We start from the raw sequence: 13,376 nt of genomic DNA, 5'->3' as shown, positions 1-13,376 counted from the left end.
CATGGAGTGGTGGTTGTTGGCCTACCTCGCTCTGGGCGGGATAACGGGATTTTTCGCCGGGCTGTTAGGGATTGGCGGGGGCGGCATTATGGTGCCTATTCTTGCCATGCTGTTTGCGCATCAGGGGGTGGCGCCTGAGCATGTTGTGCATTTTGCCCTGGGCACGTCTATGGCGGCCATTGTGCCCACGGCGGTTATTTCCGCGCGCGCCCACCACAGGCGAGGCTCGGTTAACTGGGTGGCGGTTAAGCAGCTAACGCCCGGTGTGCTGCTGGGGACCTTTGCCACCACGTTTATTGCTTCGCACTTGCCCACGGAGTTTCTCGCCACTTTTTTTGCCGCGTTTATGGCGTTTATTTCCTGGTATATGGTGTTTGGCCGCGCCCCCAGTGCCGACCGGCAGTTGCCCTCGGCGCCCGCCATGTTCGGCGTGGGCGGCGGTATTGGCGGAGTCTCGGCCCTGGTGGCAATTGGCGGCGGCTCGATTACCGTGCCTTTTTTGATTTGGTGCAACCAACACCCGGCCAAGGCCATTGGCACCTCGGCGGCGGTGGGCTTGCCGATTGCCTTGGCCGGTAGCATTGGCTATGTGATTAACGGCTGGGGTGCCACCGATAGCCCCCTGGCGCTCGGGTATGTGATCTGGCCTGCGGTGGTTGCCATGGCGTGTATGAGCTTGGTAACCGCTCCCTTGGGGGTGAAGGTGGCGCACCGTATTCCGGTGGCGCGCCTTAAGCAGGTGTTTGCGGTCATGATGGTGTCCCTGGCCATCAAGGTACTGTTTGATGTCTGGGGCGGTTAACCTATTTACAGCCCCGCCTTATCCAGGGTGTCCATCAGCGCATCAATATGGTCGTCGCGGTCGTTGAGCGCGGGAATATAGTGGTAGGTCTCACCGCCTGCCTCGGTAAACGCTTCGCGGTTTTCCACTTCAAGCTCTTCTAACGTCTCTAAGCAGTCGGCGCTAAACGCCGGGCTTAAAATGGCAATATGTTTTATGCCTTGCGCCGGAAGTGATTCCAGCGTTTTGTCGGTGTAAGGCTTAAGCCATTCCGCCTTACCGAAGCGCGATTGAAAGGTGGTTAAACAGTCATCCGGATTTAATCCCGCTTTTTCGGCTGCCAGACGGGTGGTCTTCATACAAAAGCAGTAATAGGGGTCGCCTTTTTCCAGGCAAAATTTGGGGGTGCCGTGATACGAGAACACCCATTTTTGCGGGGCGCCGTGCTGGGCCAAGTGCTCTTTTAAGCTATTGGCCAGGGCGTCAGTGTAGCGTTCGTTTTCACAATAGCCGCTGATAAAACGCAGCTCGGGCACCCAGCGCCAGTGTTGCAGCTCGCGACTGACCGCATCGAAGGTTGAGCCCACGGTAGAGGCGGCATATTGCGGGTACATGGGCAGAACTACAATTTTCTTGACTCCCGCTGCCTGCAGTTCGCGCAGCGCGCTGGCAATAGAGGGGTTTCCATAGCGCATACCCAATGCCACCACGGCTTTTCCCTCCATCCGCGCGGCCACTTTGTCTCGCTGTTTTTGGCTTATGACCAGCAGGGGCGATCCTTCGTCTGTCCAGACGCTTTGGTAGAGTTTGGCCGATTGCCTGGGACGGGTTCGCAGAACGATACCGTGCAGTATGACCTTCCAGATAACACGCGGAATCTCCACAATGCGCGGGTCAGATAAAAACTCCGCCAAGTATCTTCGCAGTGCCGGTGCATCGGGGGCATCAGGGGTGCCCAGGTTGGTCAGCAATACGCCGACTTGAGGGGCTTTTTTTACGGTGTCGTGGGCCTTGTCGGTGAGGGCGCTAAATCTCGCTGGCATAGATGCTGTCCAATCGCTTTACGGGTCAGGTTTAATTCTAACAGCTTGCAACTGCTGAATTGATCTTCGCGTTTTTATACGTCGTATAGAAAATATAAATCACTCATGCTGTAAAACAGGGTCGTCTATGAAAGCCTTTCTGTATTACGACGGATACTGTCATTGGTGTCGCCGCGAGATGCGCTGGTTAAGCCGAATTAAATCGGCGGAGTTGACGCTGGTGGACGTGCACGAAGCGTCGGTGTCTGACTATCAACGTCAGCAAATGCTGCGTCAGCTACACTTGCAATACGACGACCAAAGTTGGGCGATTGGGTTAGAGGCCAATGTGGCTGCCTGGGGTTACACGCCCCTTGGTTTTTTATGGCGCCCGTTGCTGTGGCCGGGAATTCGCACGTTTGCCAATTGGGCATACCAGCGCTGGGCCAGCCGACGGGTAGATCGCTGCGATTGGATTGAGGCGAGGGTAAACGATGAACACTGAGCCAAGGGCACTGATACTGTCATTAACCGATTGCTCGCATTACTTGGCCCCGTGGGGACTTAATAAGACGATTCTATACCCCCGCCCAGTGTCACTGAGCGGGGGTACGGGGCTCAATAGGCTGTTAATCAGCCGGGGCGATTCGAATAATTTTGCCGTCCGAGGCGTCGGTTAGCAGATACAAATACCCTTTGGGGCCCTGCACCACATGACGCAAGCGCTCGCCCAGCTCGTCGGCCAATAAGCGCTCTTCATGTAACACCCGCTCGCCTTCTATATCCAGCCGCGACAGGGTTTCAGCGCGCAGGCTGGCGACAAAAATATCCCCTTTCCATTTGGGGAAGACATCGCCGGTGTAAAAGGTCAGGCCCGCCGTGGCCAGCGATGGCAGCCAGTAGTAGATCGGGGTTTCCATACCCTCTTTTTTAAACCCCTCGCCAATTTTGCCACCGCCGTAATCTTCGCCATAGGTGACCACTGGCCAGCCGTAGTTAAGGCCCGCGCGGTCGATGTTCAGCTCGTCACCGCCCTGGGCGCCGTGCTCGCCGCTCCACAGCTCACCGGTTTGGGGGTGAACAGTGGCGCCTTGCATGTTGCGGTGGCCGTAGGACCAGATTTCGGGCAGCGCGCCCTCGGTGTCAACGAAGGGGTTGTCGGCAGGTACGCTGCCGTCGGTGTTAATGCGAATGACCTTGCCGTGGTGATTATCCAGGGTTTGGGCATCGTCCATGCGGCTGTAGCGATCGCCCAAGGTTAAAAATAAGGTGCCGTCGCCTTTAAACACAATGCGCGAGCCAAAGTGGTTGTTGCTGCTGACTTTGGGTTGCTGGCTAAAAATCAGCTCAAGTTCGACCAGAGCCTTGCCGTCCAGCTTGGCGCGGGCCAGAGCGGTGCTGTTGCCACCGTCACCGGGTTCGGAGTAGCTGAAGTAAATCCAGCCGTTGTCCGCGTAGTTGGGGTCGACCGCGACATCCAGCAGGCCACCCTGACCGCGTACAAATATTTCGGGCAAACCTGTCAGAGGTTCGCTGACTTCGCCATCGGCGCCGACTTTGCGCATGGTGCCGGTACGCTCGGTCACCAGCATTGAGCCGTCGGGTAAAAAGGCCAGGCCCCAGGGGTTTTCCAGCCCTTGGGCTACTGTTTGCAACTCGATATCGGCGCGTTCGGTTTCAATGGTTTGCGCATTGAGGGCGGGCGCAAAGCTCATTGAGGCCAGGGCGCAGGCGCAGACTAGGTGACGTAACTTCATAACAGCTCCTTTAATCGGTTATTCAGCGCTTGAGAATTGGCGTGCGGCGCGCTAATATGGTCTGACTGACTATTTGAAATGTCAACAAATACAACTGTAAAAGCATAATAACGAAGGTCCGCTATGAAAACGAATCTACACCACATAACTTTACTTGGCGTGGTTGCCGCTCTGACCGCTTGTGGCGGTGGCTCGGGTGGTGGTGATACGCCGCCTCCGGCAAGCTCGTCCAGCTCATCGTCGGTTGTGTCTTCATCCTCTAGCTCATCCAGCAGCTCGGTTGAGAGCAGCTCCTCCAGCTCGTCCGTCAGCTCGGAAGGGCCCATTGCGATAGAGCCCGATTTTGACCTTTATGCGACAACGCCTACGGATTTTCCGGTCGGGGTGGCGGTATCGGCCGCTAATGAGAATTACAGTATTTTCAATCACAGCGACGCCAGTGCGCGTCAGGATGTGATTACCCGGCACTTTAGCCAGTTAACCGCTGGCAATATTATGAAAATGAGCTACCTGCATCCGCAGGAAGACACCTTCACCTTCGGCGATGCCGATCAGCTGGTGGGCTTTGCCGAAACCAACGGTATGACCGTCCACGGCCACGCTCTGGTATGGCATTCAAGCTACCAAGTGCCGGGCTTTATGAATAATTATGACGGTGATTTTGCCGCCATGTTAACCGACCATGTGACAAACGTGGTGCAACACTTTGAAACTGAGTACCCGGGTGTGGTCACCAGCTGGGACGTGGTGAACGAGGCCGTCGATCAGGGCGCCGGTGACGGTTTCCGCCGGTCGGTGTTCTACAATGAGCTGCCTCCAGCGACCGACGGCGATATTCCCGAATACCTCAAGGTGGCCTTCCAGGCAGCGCGCGATGCCGCTCCGGATGTAGATTTGTACTACAACGATTATGACAACACCGCCAACGAGACGCGCTTGAACAAAACCCTGCAAATTGCCGAGGCCTTGAACGAAGAGGGCACCATCGATGGTGTGGGTTTCCAGATGCACATTTACATGGGTTACCCCTCGCTTAGCCACTTTGAAAATGCTTTCCAGCAGGTGGTGGATATGGGGCTTAAGGTTAAGCTGACCGAGATTGATGTGTCGGTAGTGAACCCCTATGGTAGCAACCCACCGGCCCAGCCCGAGTACGACGAGCAGCTGGCCAATGACCAAAAACAGCGTTTTTGTCAGGTGGCGGAAGTTTACTTGGATACCGTACCGGCCGAGCAGCGCGGCGGCTTTACTGTATGGGGTCTGACCGATGACGAAAGCTGGCTGATGAACCAGTTTGCAAATTCCACCGGCGCCGACTATGACGATGTCTGGCCGCTGCTGTTTAATGCCGATTTGTCCGCTAAACCTGCTCTGCAGGGGGTGGCCGACGCCTTTACCGGACAGGGTTGTAACTGAGTTTATTGATCGCTTTATCCCCGGTGCAAGGCACCGGGGTCTCCCTCCCAACGGCTTTGTGTGCTAAGTTGCAGGCTGATAATTAATCGCTGTCTTTCACCGTCCCAGGGCCGTCTTCCATGTTGATGTTCTATCCCGAAATTAAGCCGTTTGCGCGGCATCAAATACCCGTCGAGCCGCCTCATGAATTGTATGTAGATGAGTCTGGTAACCCCGACGGTATTCCTGTGCTGTTCGTTCACGGTGGCCCGGGTGCAGGTTGTGGCAAGTATGATCGGCGCTTTTTCGACCCCGAGCGCTACCGGATTATCCTGTTTGATCAGCGCGGTTGCGGACGTTCTACGCCCCACGCGTCTTTAGAAGGTAATAACACCCAGGCCCTGGTGGAAGACATCGAGCGTATTCGAACCAGCTTAGGCATCGAACAGTGGGCGCTGTTTGGCGGTTCCTGGGGTTCCACTCTTAGCCTGGTGTACGCCGAAACCTACCCCGAGCGGGTGCTAGGGTTGATTCTGCGCGGTATCTTCCTGTGCCGCGAGCGGGATTTACAGTGGTTTTACCAAGACGGCGCCAGCGCGATCTTCCCCGACTATTGGGATGATTTTCTCGCGCCTATTCCCGCTGACGAGCGCCACGATTTGATGCGCGCCTATTACAAAAGACTCACCGGAGATAACGAGTTACAGAAAATGTCGGCCGCCAAGGCCTGGTCTTTGTGGGAGGGCCGCTGCGCCACCCTGCGCCCTAACCAAGACGTGGTCGATGCCTTCTCCAACCCCTTTAAGGCTCAGGCCCTAGCCCGCATTGAAGCCCATTACTTTATTAACGGCGCTTTTTTGGATGACAACCAGATTATCGACAATGCTCATAAGCTGGCTGGCATCCCCGGTACGATTGTCCACGGTCGTTACGATATGGTATGCCCTCTGGATAACGCCTTCGCCTTGCAAAAAGCCTGGCCCGAGGCCGAGCTGCAAATCATCCGCGACGCCGGTCACGCCTCGCGCGAGGCGGGCATTGTAGACGCGCTGATTCGCGCCACCGATGATCTGGCGCGCAAGCTTAGCCACGACACCGATCACTTGGCCTAATCTTTTCGACACAGTAGTTAACAGTAGATGATAGGTTTAATTCAGCGCGTCAGCCGTGCCTCAGTAAGTGTCGCGGGCGAATGTATCGGCGAAATTGATCGGGGGCTGTTATTGCTGCTGGGCATCGAGCGCGACGATACCCAGGCCTCGGCCGATAAACTGCTTAAAAAAATGCTTGCCTATCGCGTGTTCTCCGACGTCGATGGCAAAATGAACTTAAACGTCGCACAAGTGGGTGGGGGGGTACTGGCGGTATCGCAGTTTACTTTGGCCGCCGATACCAGTAAGGGGTTAAGGCCTGGCTTTTCCAGTGCTGCCACCCCCGACAAAGCTCGCGAGCTTTACGATTATTTTGTCGAGCGGCTGCGTGCGGCCCACCCCAAGGTCGCAACCGGTGAGTTTGCGGCGGATATGCAGGTGTCGTTAATCAATGATGGCCCGGTTACCTTTACACTCAAATCATAACCTAAAAACCAATAGGAACTCTTATGCAAAGGACTCTTCGTTTTTTCTTTTTAACTTTATTGTTTGTTGCCGGCCAATCCTACGCCGATGCCTTGGTGTGGGAGGCGACTAAAGGCGAGCATAAAGTCATTGTGGCGGGCACGATCCATTTACTAAAACCCGCCGACTACCCGTTATCTGAGGAATACCCCCAGGCCTTTGCCGATGCGGATACCTTAGTGTTTGAAACGGATATGGCGGCGGTACAAGCCCCTGCCTTTGCGACGAAAATGACGCAAATGATGATGCTACCCGCCGGTGAAAGCCTGCAGACCCGATTAAGTCCCGAGGTATATGAAAGGCTGAGCCAGTTTGCGCAGCAGCGCAGCTTTCCCTTGGCGCAGCTGCAGACCTTTGAGCCGGCCTTTGTGGCCCTGACTTTATCGATAATGGAAATGCAAAAATTGGGCTTCGCCGAGGGCGTGGATGCACGCTATACCCGCATGGCAAACGAGCAGGGTAAACAGTTGGCTTGGCTGGAGACCCCCGACGAGCAGTTACAGTTTTTGCGGGCGATGACCGAGCTGAACGCCGATAATTTTATGCGTTACACCCTGGATGATTTGGCGGATTTGCCTCAACTAATGGACGATATGGTCAAAGCCTTTAAAACCGGGGATCATCAAGCATTGTTTGAGCTGGGTGGCGAGCCTATGCAGGAGTATTCGCAAGACTTGTACAACACCATTTTGCGCGATCGCAACCGCGCCTGGATTAGTCAGGTAAATGAGTTTGTGAAAACCCCCGAGACGGAAATGATTATGGTGGGGGCGCTTCACTTGGCCGGTCCCGACAGCGTTATTGAAATGCTGCGTCAAGAGGGGTATCAAGTAAAACGTTACTAGCCGTTTTGCGCTAACAATTTTATTCATACCGAAAAGGAAAGCTTATGGATACTGCACAATTACCTTTAGCCCAAGCCATGGCGCAAAGCTGGTGGGTACTTTTGCTGCGCGGTTTATTCGCCATTATTTTTGGTTTATGCGCCTGGTTTTTGCCCGGTGTGTCTCTGGCGGTGTTAGTTATTATGTTTGGCGCCTTCTCGCTGGCTGACGGTGTGCTGGGTATATGGATGGCCATATCCGGGCGCCAGCAGAATAACCACTGGTGGATGTTGTTTCTGTGGGCCGTAAGCAGCTTGGTGGTGGGTTTGTGCGCGCTGTTTGCGCCCGGAGTGACCGCCGTGGTTTTACTGTTGTTAATCGCCGGCTGGTCGATCATTGTGGGCGCGTTGCAAATAGCCGCCGCGATGCGCCTGCGCCAAGAACTGCAGGGCGAGTGGCGCCTGGTGCTCAGCGGAGCACTGGGAGTGCTTTTCGGTATCGCCCTGTTCGCCTGGCCCGCCGCGGGTATTTTAACCCTGCTGTGGTTAATCGGCGCTTTCGCCATACTGATCGGTGTGCTACTGATTGTGTTGGCGCTCAAGGTGCGAAGCTTTAAATTTTTGCAGTAAAAAGCAGCTGGTTACTCGCTTAAGGAGGAGGGCGGTAAACGCTCTCCCGATGTTTTTACAGCCACAGATTAATTGGCTATTAGGAAATAAAATACTATAAAAATACGCTTGAAAAGCACAAGGAAGTCATGAAAAGAGTTTTTGTATCGCTCCTTATTCCATTTACATTTCTGTTTGTTTGGTTTTACCTGAATTCGATGGATGGTCAGGGACTTCGTGGCACAGCTTCTAGTGTTGTGTCCAATCATGATTCGCGTACGCATTCATCACCTCTTGATGTGACTTCCGAGATTAAAAGTTCGAGCTCGGAGTCTAAAGGGCGTGTGGTCAGCTACCAAGAAATACAAATTGTGGACGATTGGTTTGAGGCTTCGGGCCTAAATGTGGAGCAGGTCGAAAACTATAAAAATCAGTATACCGATAACCAGTTGCTGACTATGGGGCGCAACGGTGACATTGTTGCTTATCAAGCCTTAATCAGTCGGCGCATTCATAACGCCTGGACGGTGGGGGATTTTGATTACAGTCGATTGAGTGCTGAAAAGCTGGTCGAAGATCGCGAGGCTTTTGACCGCGCCTACCAGGAAATGCTAGAGGCTGCCGCTGTTTCAGAAGCTTATCGGAAAGAAACCCAAGGTTATATGGATGAAGCGATAGCGGCGGGCTCGGTATATGAAATTTCAGCTCGGGCCAGATCGGCGCTAAAGGAGCCATCACCCGAAGATAGCCTGGAGCAAAGGACTGAAACCTTACAAAGCCTGCGAGAGGCGTTTGCGTACTTTGAGCTTTATTCGCTCAGAGGCGCTGACGGAGTATACACGGTGGATTCTGCTAAGCAGAGAGAGTTGCAGCAGTTTCGCGATGCTTACGATCTGGATGAACCCTTAACGGCTCAGGACTATGCCTGGATTCAAAATCGGGCACAAACGCTGTATCGAGAGTACCAGCGAATGCGCCGCAATATGGGGTTTGGTGAATTTGACAACACCATGCCACCCGAGGTGAATGAATTTTTGAACGGCCCGTTCGATCGCTAACTCGCAGGGCCGTTTAACACAATATTTTGCGTTCTGCGTTTAACCCTCAACCCCCAAATACCGTTTCTTTTTATTCGCTTTCATCAAGGTCAAGTCGCCCATAAACAAGCCGTCTAAACAGTTGCCAAAGTCCGAGTCCACACTAAAGGCGAGTAGGCTGTAGCCGCCGGGCTCGTAAAGGGAGGCGTATTGCTTGTAAAGGGTAGGCAGCTTGTGTCCTGCTTGGCTAAAACATTGTTGCAGATGGCGAAAGCCGTCTTGCTGATCCATGGCGGAAAATTCGCTGTTGATACGGGCGAAGCTCTGCGGCTCGATTAAGTGCGGGTGGTTGGCCAGCGCCAGGGGTTTGTGGGTGCGGTAGTAGCGCTCGTAATAGTAAACGGTCAGATCCCGCAGATCGCGGGGGTACTCGTCGCTCATGCTGACGGGGCCCAGTACATAGCGTATTTGCGGGTTGTGCTGCAGATAGGCGCCCAAGCCCTGCCACAAATATTCAAGGCTCGCTTTGCCCCAGTATTTCGGGCTAACAAAACTGCGGCCGAGCTCTACCCCTTGCTCTAAATAGGTGTATACCTCGGGTGTGTATTGAAACAACTCGGCGGTGTACAACCCCTCTAAACCATGCTCTTGCATAACCCGGCCGCAATCGGCTATGCGGTAGGCGCCGGCAATGGTCAGGTTGGCGTCATCCCACAGCACCAGGTGACGATAGTGGTGGTCGTACTTATCTAAGTCGCGGCGTGCGCCTGTGCCTTCGCCCACCAGGCGGAAGGTTTGTTCACGCAGCCGTCCAATTTCGCGCAGTATCGTGGGGTGGCGGTCGTAGTCGCACAAAAATATTTTGTTATTGTCCGAGGTGGCGCCGATCAGCTGTGCGCTTTGCAGCTCGGTTTTAAGGGTGCTGCGCTCTTCGGGGTGGGCGATGGTGCGTTCGGTAATAAATTGGGTGCTGCGTTTTTTTCGCAGTTTGTATATGTGTTTTTTCAGGCGTTTTATCAGCGCCTTGTCCGCCAGCTTGTCGGTATTTAGCTCCGAGCTGGGGATCATTTCGCCCACGCGCAGGCGAATCTCTGCCGATTGCTTTTTGAACATTTCCCGCGCCAGCAGCGCCGTACCAAAGGGTTTGTATAGCATTGAGGCGGAGTAAAACAGCAGCGAGTTTTTGGCCTCGATATAGATGGGCAAAATGGGCGCGCCGGTTTTGCGTGCAAAGTGCAAAAAGCCCGAGTGCCAGGCGCCATCGCGAATGCCCTTGGGGCTGGCCCGGGACACTTCTCCGGCGGGGAAAATAATCACCGCCTGATCATCTTTTAAAGCATCCATAATCGCGCGGTAACTTTTGCGGTAGGCGCCCTGGGTCATGTTGTCCAGGGGCAAGAACACGTTGTGCAGTGGCTTGAAGGCCATCAGCATGTCGTTGGCGACAATGCGAACATCGGGCCGCACCTCGCTGACAAAGCGCAACAGCGCCAAACCGTCCAGCGAACCGATGGGGTGGTTGGCAATAATCACTACCTTGCCGCTGGCGGGAATGTTCTGTCGGTCGCGCGAGCCGGCGCTGTAGGTAAAATTAAAATAGTCGAATATCTGGTCGATAAAATCGATGCCGCGTAGGCCTTCGTTGCGAGTCAGAAACTGATTAATTTTTTGCTCGTGGGTGAGCTTGCGCAGCAGCGTAAGGGTGGGGCGACGGATAAACGGTTTGGTTTTGGCAAATGCCGGAAATTTATCCGTAACGGATTGTTCGATGTTGAGCATAGCGTTTTACCTGATGTTGCCAGCCCCCGTGCGGGGGTATGTTGTGGCTAACGCTAGTGCTAAATGGTGACAAAAAGGTGATGCTTTTATGACCGCCGCGTGACAGGTAGGGCCAAAAGCTGAGTTTGCTGGCGTTCCAGTAACGCCTTGTAGGGCGGCTTTATTTCTTCCACCAAATTCTCGTCGCTCAGGTTAATGTAGCCCGACAGCGCACTGTCTTGCAGCTCGGGCGTTAACCAAATTGCGTAGGCGGAAAGCTCGGGCGCCGCGTCACCGTCGTGAGTGTCGATGCAGGCGGCCACTTTTAAACGCGGGCTCTCGCCGCTTTGGCACAGGCTGACCGCCAGCTCGCTGATACACACCGCGTAAAAAATCGCATTAGAGCGGGTGTCGGCGGTTGCACTCAGACGCAAGCTTTGCTCGTCGAACGATTGCTGATGGCCAGTATACAGCGCCAGAATACCCTGCAATTGCTGCTTAAAGCGGTTTAGGCGCAGCTCGTATTCGCCCTTACTCAGCTGTTGCTCCAGCGCGCGCAGATTCAAAAAGCGCAGCTCTACGCTTACCTCGGCGCTGGTATCGGGCTCGTCGTGGGCCTCGTCGTCCTCACCATCGGGCAGGGCATCGTCGCCATCGGCGGCAAAGACCTCTTCGTGGGTGGACGCTTCTGGTTCGGCCCGGGGTTTGGGGCGACGGGCTTTGGCGGGTTTACGCGGACGCTCGCGGTAATAGTCCGCGCCCCACAGTCCGGCGATGCAAGCCAGCACCGCCAAGGCCCAAAGCCAAAAATAAGAGGTGTAGGTGCGCTGCACCGGCGGTAGGCTCAGGTTTACCGTTAAGTGGCCCGCGATGTGAGTATCCAGAGTGATGGGCGCGGCAAAACTGGCGCTGTTCATATCGGCGGGAGCCTGAGCGGCGCCCGCCTGCACCAACAGGTTGTTTTCCACATCGTGCACCGTGGCACTGCTAACGCCCGGCTGGCGTGCCAGGGACTGTAAAATCACCTGCAGGCTGATCATATCCTGGGCGATGGACGGCTCTACGGCCTGAGAAGAGGCGCGGTCGGCCAGGGCCTGGCCATAGCGGGTCGCCGCGGCGTCTTGTTGCTCGGCGGCGAAGTGTATGGTCAGCCACGCGCCCAGCAAGCCCAGGCACAAAAGTGCGAGCGTACAAATACAAAGCAGGGGGCGGCGGGTGCAGTACTGGTAAACAGTCATTCCATTTATCGGCCAATCAGATTTTTGCGCATTCTAACGCAAATGATACACGCTGCGCGTTATAATGCCCCTTTTTCGGACAACAGCCCCTTAATTGTGAAACAAATACTTTTGATCAACGCCGCCGGGGCCGACCAGCCCGGCGTTACCTCAGCCATCGCGCAGGTGCTCAGTCGCTATCAGGCCGCCATTTTAGACATTGGCCAGGCCGTCATTCACGACAACCTCACCCTGGGTATGATGGTCGGGGTCGACACCGCCGACATCAAAGAATCCGAATTGCTGGCCGAGCTGCAAAGCGCCACGGTCGACTTAGGGATAGACATTCGCTTTACCCCGGTCAGCCACGCCAGCTACCAGCAGTGGGTTGAGCATCAGGGCAAGGCCCGCTACATCGTCACCCTGCTGGCGCGCGAGGTAACCGCCGGGCAAATCGCCGATTTGACTCAGATAACGGTTAAGCACGGGCTTAATATCGACAATATCAGCCGGCTGTCCGGCCGGGTACCGCTGGACGGCCTGGCCACCAAAAGCAACGCCTGCGTGGAGTTCTCGGTGCGCGGCGAACCCGCCGACCGCGAAGCCCTGCGGCGCGATTTTATGGAGCTGTCCACCCGCCACGAGGCCGACGTCGCCTTTCAGCGCGATACCGTCTACCGCCGCAACCGTCGTCTGGTCTGTTTTGATATGGACTCGACCCTGATCGAGGCCGAGGTGATTGACGAGCTGGCCAAAGCCGCCGGGGTAGGCGAGCAGGTGGCCGAAATTACCGAGCAGGCCATGTCCGGCGAGCTGGACTTTAACCAGAGTTTCGCCGCCCGCATGGCGTTGCTAAAAGGCCTGGACGAAAGCGTACTGGCCGAGATTGCCGAGAATCTTCCCGTTACCGAAGGCGCGGCGAAACTGATCAGCAGTTTGAAAAAACTGGGCTACAAAACCGCCATTCTCTCGGGCGGCTTTCAGTACTTTGGCGAGTACCTGCAAAAGAAACTGGGCATTGATTACGTCTACGCCAACACCCTGGACATTGTTGACGGTAAAGTCACCGGCGAAGTTAAAGGCGAAGTGGTTAACGGCGAGCGCAAAGCCGCCCTGCTGAAAATGCTGGCCGAGCGCGAAGGCATTACCGCCGAACAAACCATCGCCGTGGGCGACGGCGCCAATGACCTGCCCATGCTCGCCGCCGCGGGACTGGGCATCGCCTTCCGTGCCAAGCCACTAGTCAAAGCCAGCGCCGAGCAGGCTATTTCCACCTTGGGTTTGGATGCGATTTTGTATTTGTTGGGGTTTCGGGAGAGGGATCAGATTTTATAATTACGCAGAACGCATGAAGAATGGGT

Annotated in this window: 13 protein-coding genes; 9 read left to right on the top strand and 4 right to left on the bottom strand. The window is 55.2% G+C overall.

All coding sequences use genetic code 11. From position 1 onward, the window contains the following. Window position 1 precedes the first annotated feature (1 nt). Complete coding sequence (locus M6D89_RS09160; RefSeq protein ID WP_253967762.1) at window positions 2-802, top strand: sulfite exporter TauE/SafE family protein; 801 nt, start codon at window positions 2-4, stop codon at window positions 800-802. Window positions 803-807: 5 nt separating this feature from the next. Here M6D89_RS09160 and hemH read toward each other — a convergent pair whose 3' ends face one another. Next, window positions 808-1,824 (bottom strand): ferrochelatase, encoded by a 1,017-nt coding sequence (hemH, locus tag M6D89_RS09155; RefSeq protein ID WP_253967761.1) that lies wholly within the window; start codon window positions 1,822-1,824, stop codon window positions 808-810. A gap of 127 nt (window positions 1,825-1,951) precedes the next feature. Between hemH and M6D89_RS09150 the strand changes: the two genes are divergently transcribed. After that, window positions 1,952-2,308, top strand: a complete 357-nt coding sequence (locus tag M6D89_RS09150) for a thiol-disulfide oxidoreductase DCC family protein (protein ID WP_253967760.1) — start codon at window positions 1,952-1,954, stop codon at window positions 2,306-2,308. Between the two features lie 124 nt (window positions 2,309-2,432). On the opposite strand, the gene M6D89_RS09145 is transcribed toward M6D89_RS09150, so the two are convergent. Then, window positions 2,433-3,560 carry a PQQ-dependent sugar dehydrogenase gene (locus M6D89_RS09145; RefSeq protein ID WP_253967759.1) on the bottom strand — a complete coding sequence of 376 codons (1,128 nt, stop codon included), beginning with the start codon at window positions 3,558-3,560 and terminating at the stop codon, window positions 2,433-2,435. A gap of 123 nt (window positions 3,561-3,683) precedes the next feature. Between M6D89_RS09145 and M6D89_RS09140 the strand changes: the two genes are divergently transcribed. From M6D89_RS09140 to M6D89_RS09115, 6 genes are all read left to right on the top strand, one after another. Beyond that, window positions 3,684-4,976: an endo-1,4-beta-xylanase gene (locus M6D89_RS09140; protein WP_253967758.1), complete on the top strand. Its 1,293-nt coding sequence runs from the start codon at window positions 3,684-3,686 to the stop codon at window positions 4,974-4,976. A 119-nt stretch (window positions 4,977-5,095) separates the two neighbouring features. Further along, window positions 5,096-6,067 carry a prolyl aminopeptidase gene (gene pip, locus M6D89_RS09135; protein WP_253967757.1) on the top strand — a complete coding sequence of 324 codons (972 nt, stop codon included), beginning with the start codon at window positions 5,096-5,098 and terminating at the stop codon, window positions 6,065-6,067. 27 nt (window positions 6,068-6,094) lie between these two features. Next, window positions 6,095-6,532 carry a D-aminoacyl-tRNA deacylase gene (dtd, locus tag M6D89_RS09130; RefSeq protein ID WP_253967756.1) on the top strand — a complete coding sequence of 146 codons (438 nt, stop codon included), beginning with the start codon at window positions 6,095-6,097 and terminating at the stop codon, window positions 6,530-6,532. A 23-nt stretch (window positions 6,533-6,555) separates the two neighbouring features. Continuing rightward, the gene (locus tag M6D89_RS09125) at window positions 6,556-7,416 is read left to right on the top strand and encodes a TraB/GumN family protein (RefSeq protein WP_253967755.1); all 861 of its coding nucleotides are present in this window, start codon (window positions 6,556-6,558) and stop codon (window positions 7,414-7,416) included. A 44-nt stretch (window positions 7,417-7,460) separates the two neighbouring features. Further along, the gene (locus tag M6D89_RS09120; RefSeq protein ID WP_253967754.1) at window positions 7,461-8,024 is read left to right on the top strand and encodes an HdeD family acid-resistance protein; all 564 of its coding nucleotides are present in this window, start codon (window positions 7,461-7,463) and stop codon (window positions 8,022-8,024) included. A gap of 323 nt (window positions 8,025-8,347) precedes the next feature. Continuing rightward, window positions 8,348-9,061: a hypothetical protein gene (locus tag M6D89_RS09115; protein WP_253967753.1), complete on the top strand. Its 714-nt coding sequence runs from the start codon at window positions 8,348-8,350 to the stop codon at window positions 9,059-9,061. A gap of 39 nt (window positions 9,062-9,100) precedes the next feature. Here M6D89_RS09115 and olsF read toward each other — a convergent pair whose 3' ends face one another. Further along, a complete protein-coding gene (gene olsF / locus M6D89_RS09110) occupies window positions 9,101-10,819 on the bottom strand; it encodes a bifunctional ornithine lipid synthase OlsF (protein ID WP_253967752.1) in 1,719 nt (572 codons plus the stop codon). A gap of 86 nt (window positions 10,820-10,905) precedes the next feature. Further along, window positions 10,906-12,036, bottom strand: coding sequence for a hypothetical protein (locus M6D89_RS09105; protein WP_253967751.1), 1,131 nt, complete (start codon window positions 12,034-12,036; stop codon window positions 10,906-10,908). A gap of 96 nt (window positions 12,037-12,132) precedes the next feature. On the opposite strand from M6D89_RS09105, the gene serB reads away from it, so the two are divergent. Beyond that, the gene (serB, locus tag M6D89_RS09100) at window positions 12,133-13,350 is read left to right on the top strand and encodes a phosphoserine phosphatase SerB (protein ID WP_336297546.1); all 1,218 of its coding nucleotides are present in this window, start codon (window positions 12,133-12,135) and stop codon (window positions 13,348-13,350) included. The last annotated feature ends 26 nt before the right edge of the window (window positions 13,351-13,376 follow it).

The sequence above is a fragment of the Gilvimarinus xylanilyticus genome (assembly GCF_024195295.1).
Classification (GTDB): domain Bacteria; phylum Pseudomonadota; class Gammaproteobacteria; order Pseudomonadales; family Cellvibrionaceae; genus Gilvimarinus; species Gilvimarinus xylanilyticus.
The sequence above is the reverse complement of the archived record's forward strand: the minus strand, read 5'-3'. Positions and strand labels throughout refer to the sequence as shown.

Bases quoted from the DNA above. Each gene is read 5' to 3' on its own strand.
- M6D89_RS09160 (WP_253967762.1), top strand. From the start codon at position 2: ATGGAGTGGTGGTTGTTGGCCTACCTCGCTCTGGGCGGGATAACGGGA.
- M6D89_RS09120 (WP_253967754.1), top strand. From the start codon at position 7,461: ATGGATACTGCACAATTACCTTTAGCCCAAGCCATGGCGCAAAGCTGG.
- hemH (WP_253967761.1), bottom strand. From the start codon at position 1,824: ATGCCAGCGAGATTTAGCGCCCTCACCGACAAGGCCCACGACACCGTA.
- pip (WP_253967757.1), top strand. From the start codon at position 5,096: ATGTTGATGTTCTATCCCGAAATTAAGCCGTTTGCGCGGCATCAAATA.
- dtd (WP_253967756.1), top strand. From the start codon at position 6,095: ATGATAGGTTTAATTCAGCGCGTCAGCCGTGCCTCAGTAAGTGTCGCG.
- M6D89_RS09105 (WP_253967751.1), bottom strand. From the start codon at position 12,036: ATGACTGTTTACCAGTACTGCACCCGCCGCCCCCTGCTTTGTATTTGT.
- M6D89_RS09150 (WP_253967760.1), top strand. From the start codon at position 1,952: ATGAAAGCCTTTCTGTATTACGACGGATACTGTCATTGGTGTCGCCGC.
- M6D89_RS09145 (WP_253967759.1), bottom strand. From the start codon at position 3,560: ATGAAGTTACGTCACCTAGTCTGCGCCTGCGCCCTGGCCTCAATGAGC.
- M6D89_RS09140 (WP_253967758.1), top strand. From the start codon at position 3,684: ATGAAAACGAATCTACACCACATAACTTTACTTGGCGTGGTTGCCGCT.
- M6D89_RS09125 (WP_253967755.1), top strand. From the start codon at position 6,556: ATGCAAAGGACTCTTCGTTTTTTCTTTTTAACTTTATTGTTTGTTGCC.
- olsF (WP_253967752.1), bottom strand. From the start codon at position 10,819: ATGCTCAACATCGAACAATCCGTTACGGATAAATTTCCGGCATTTGCC.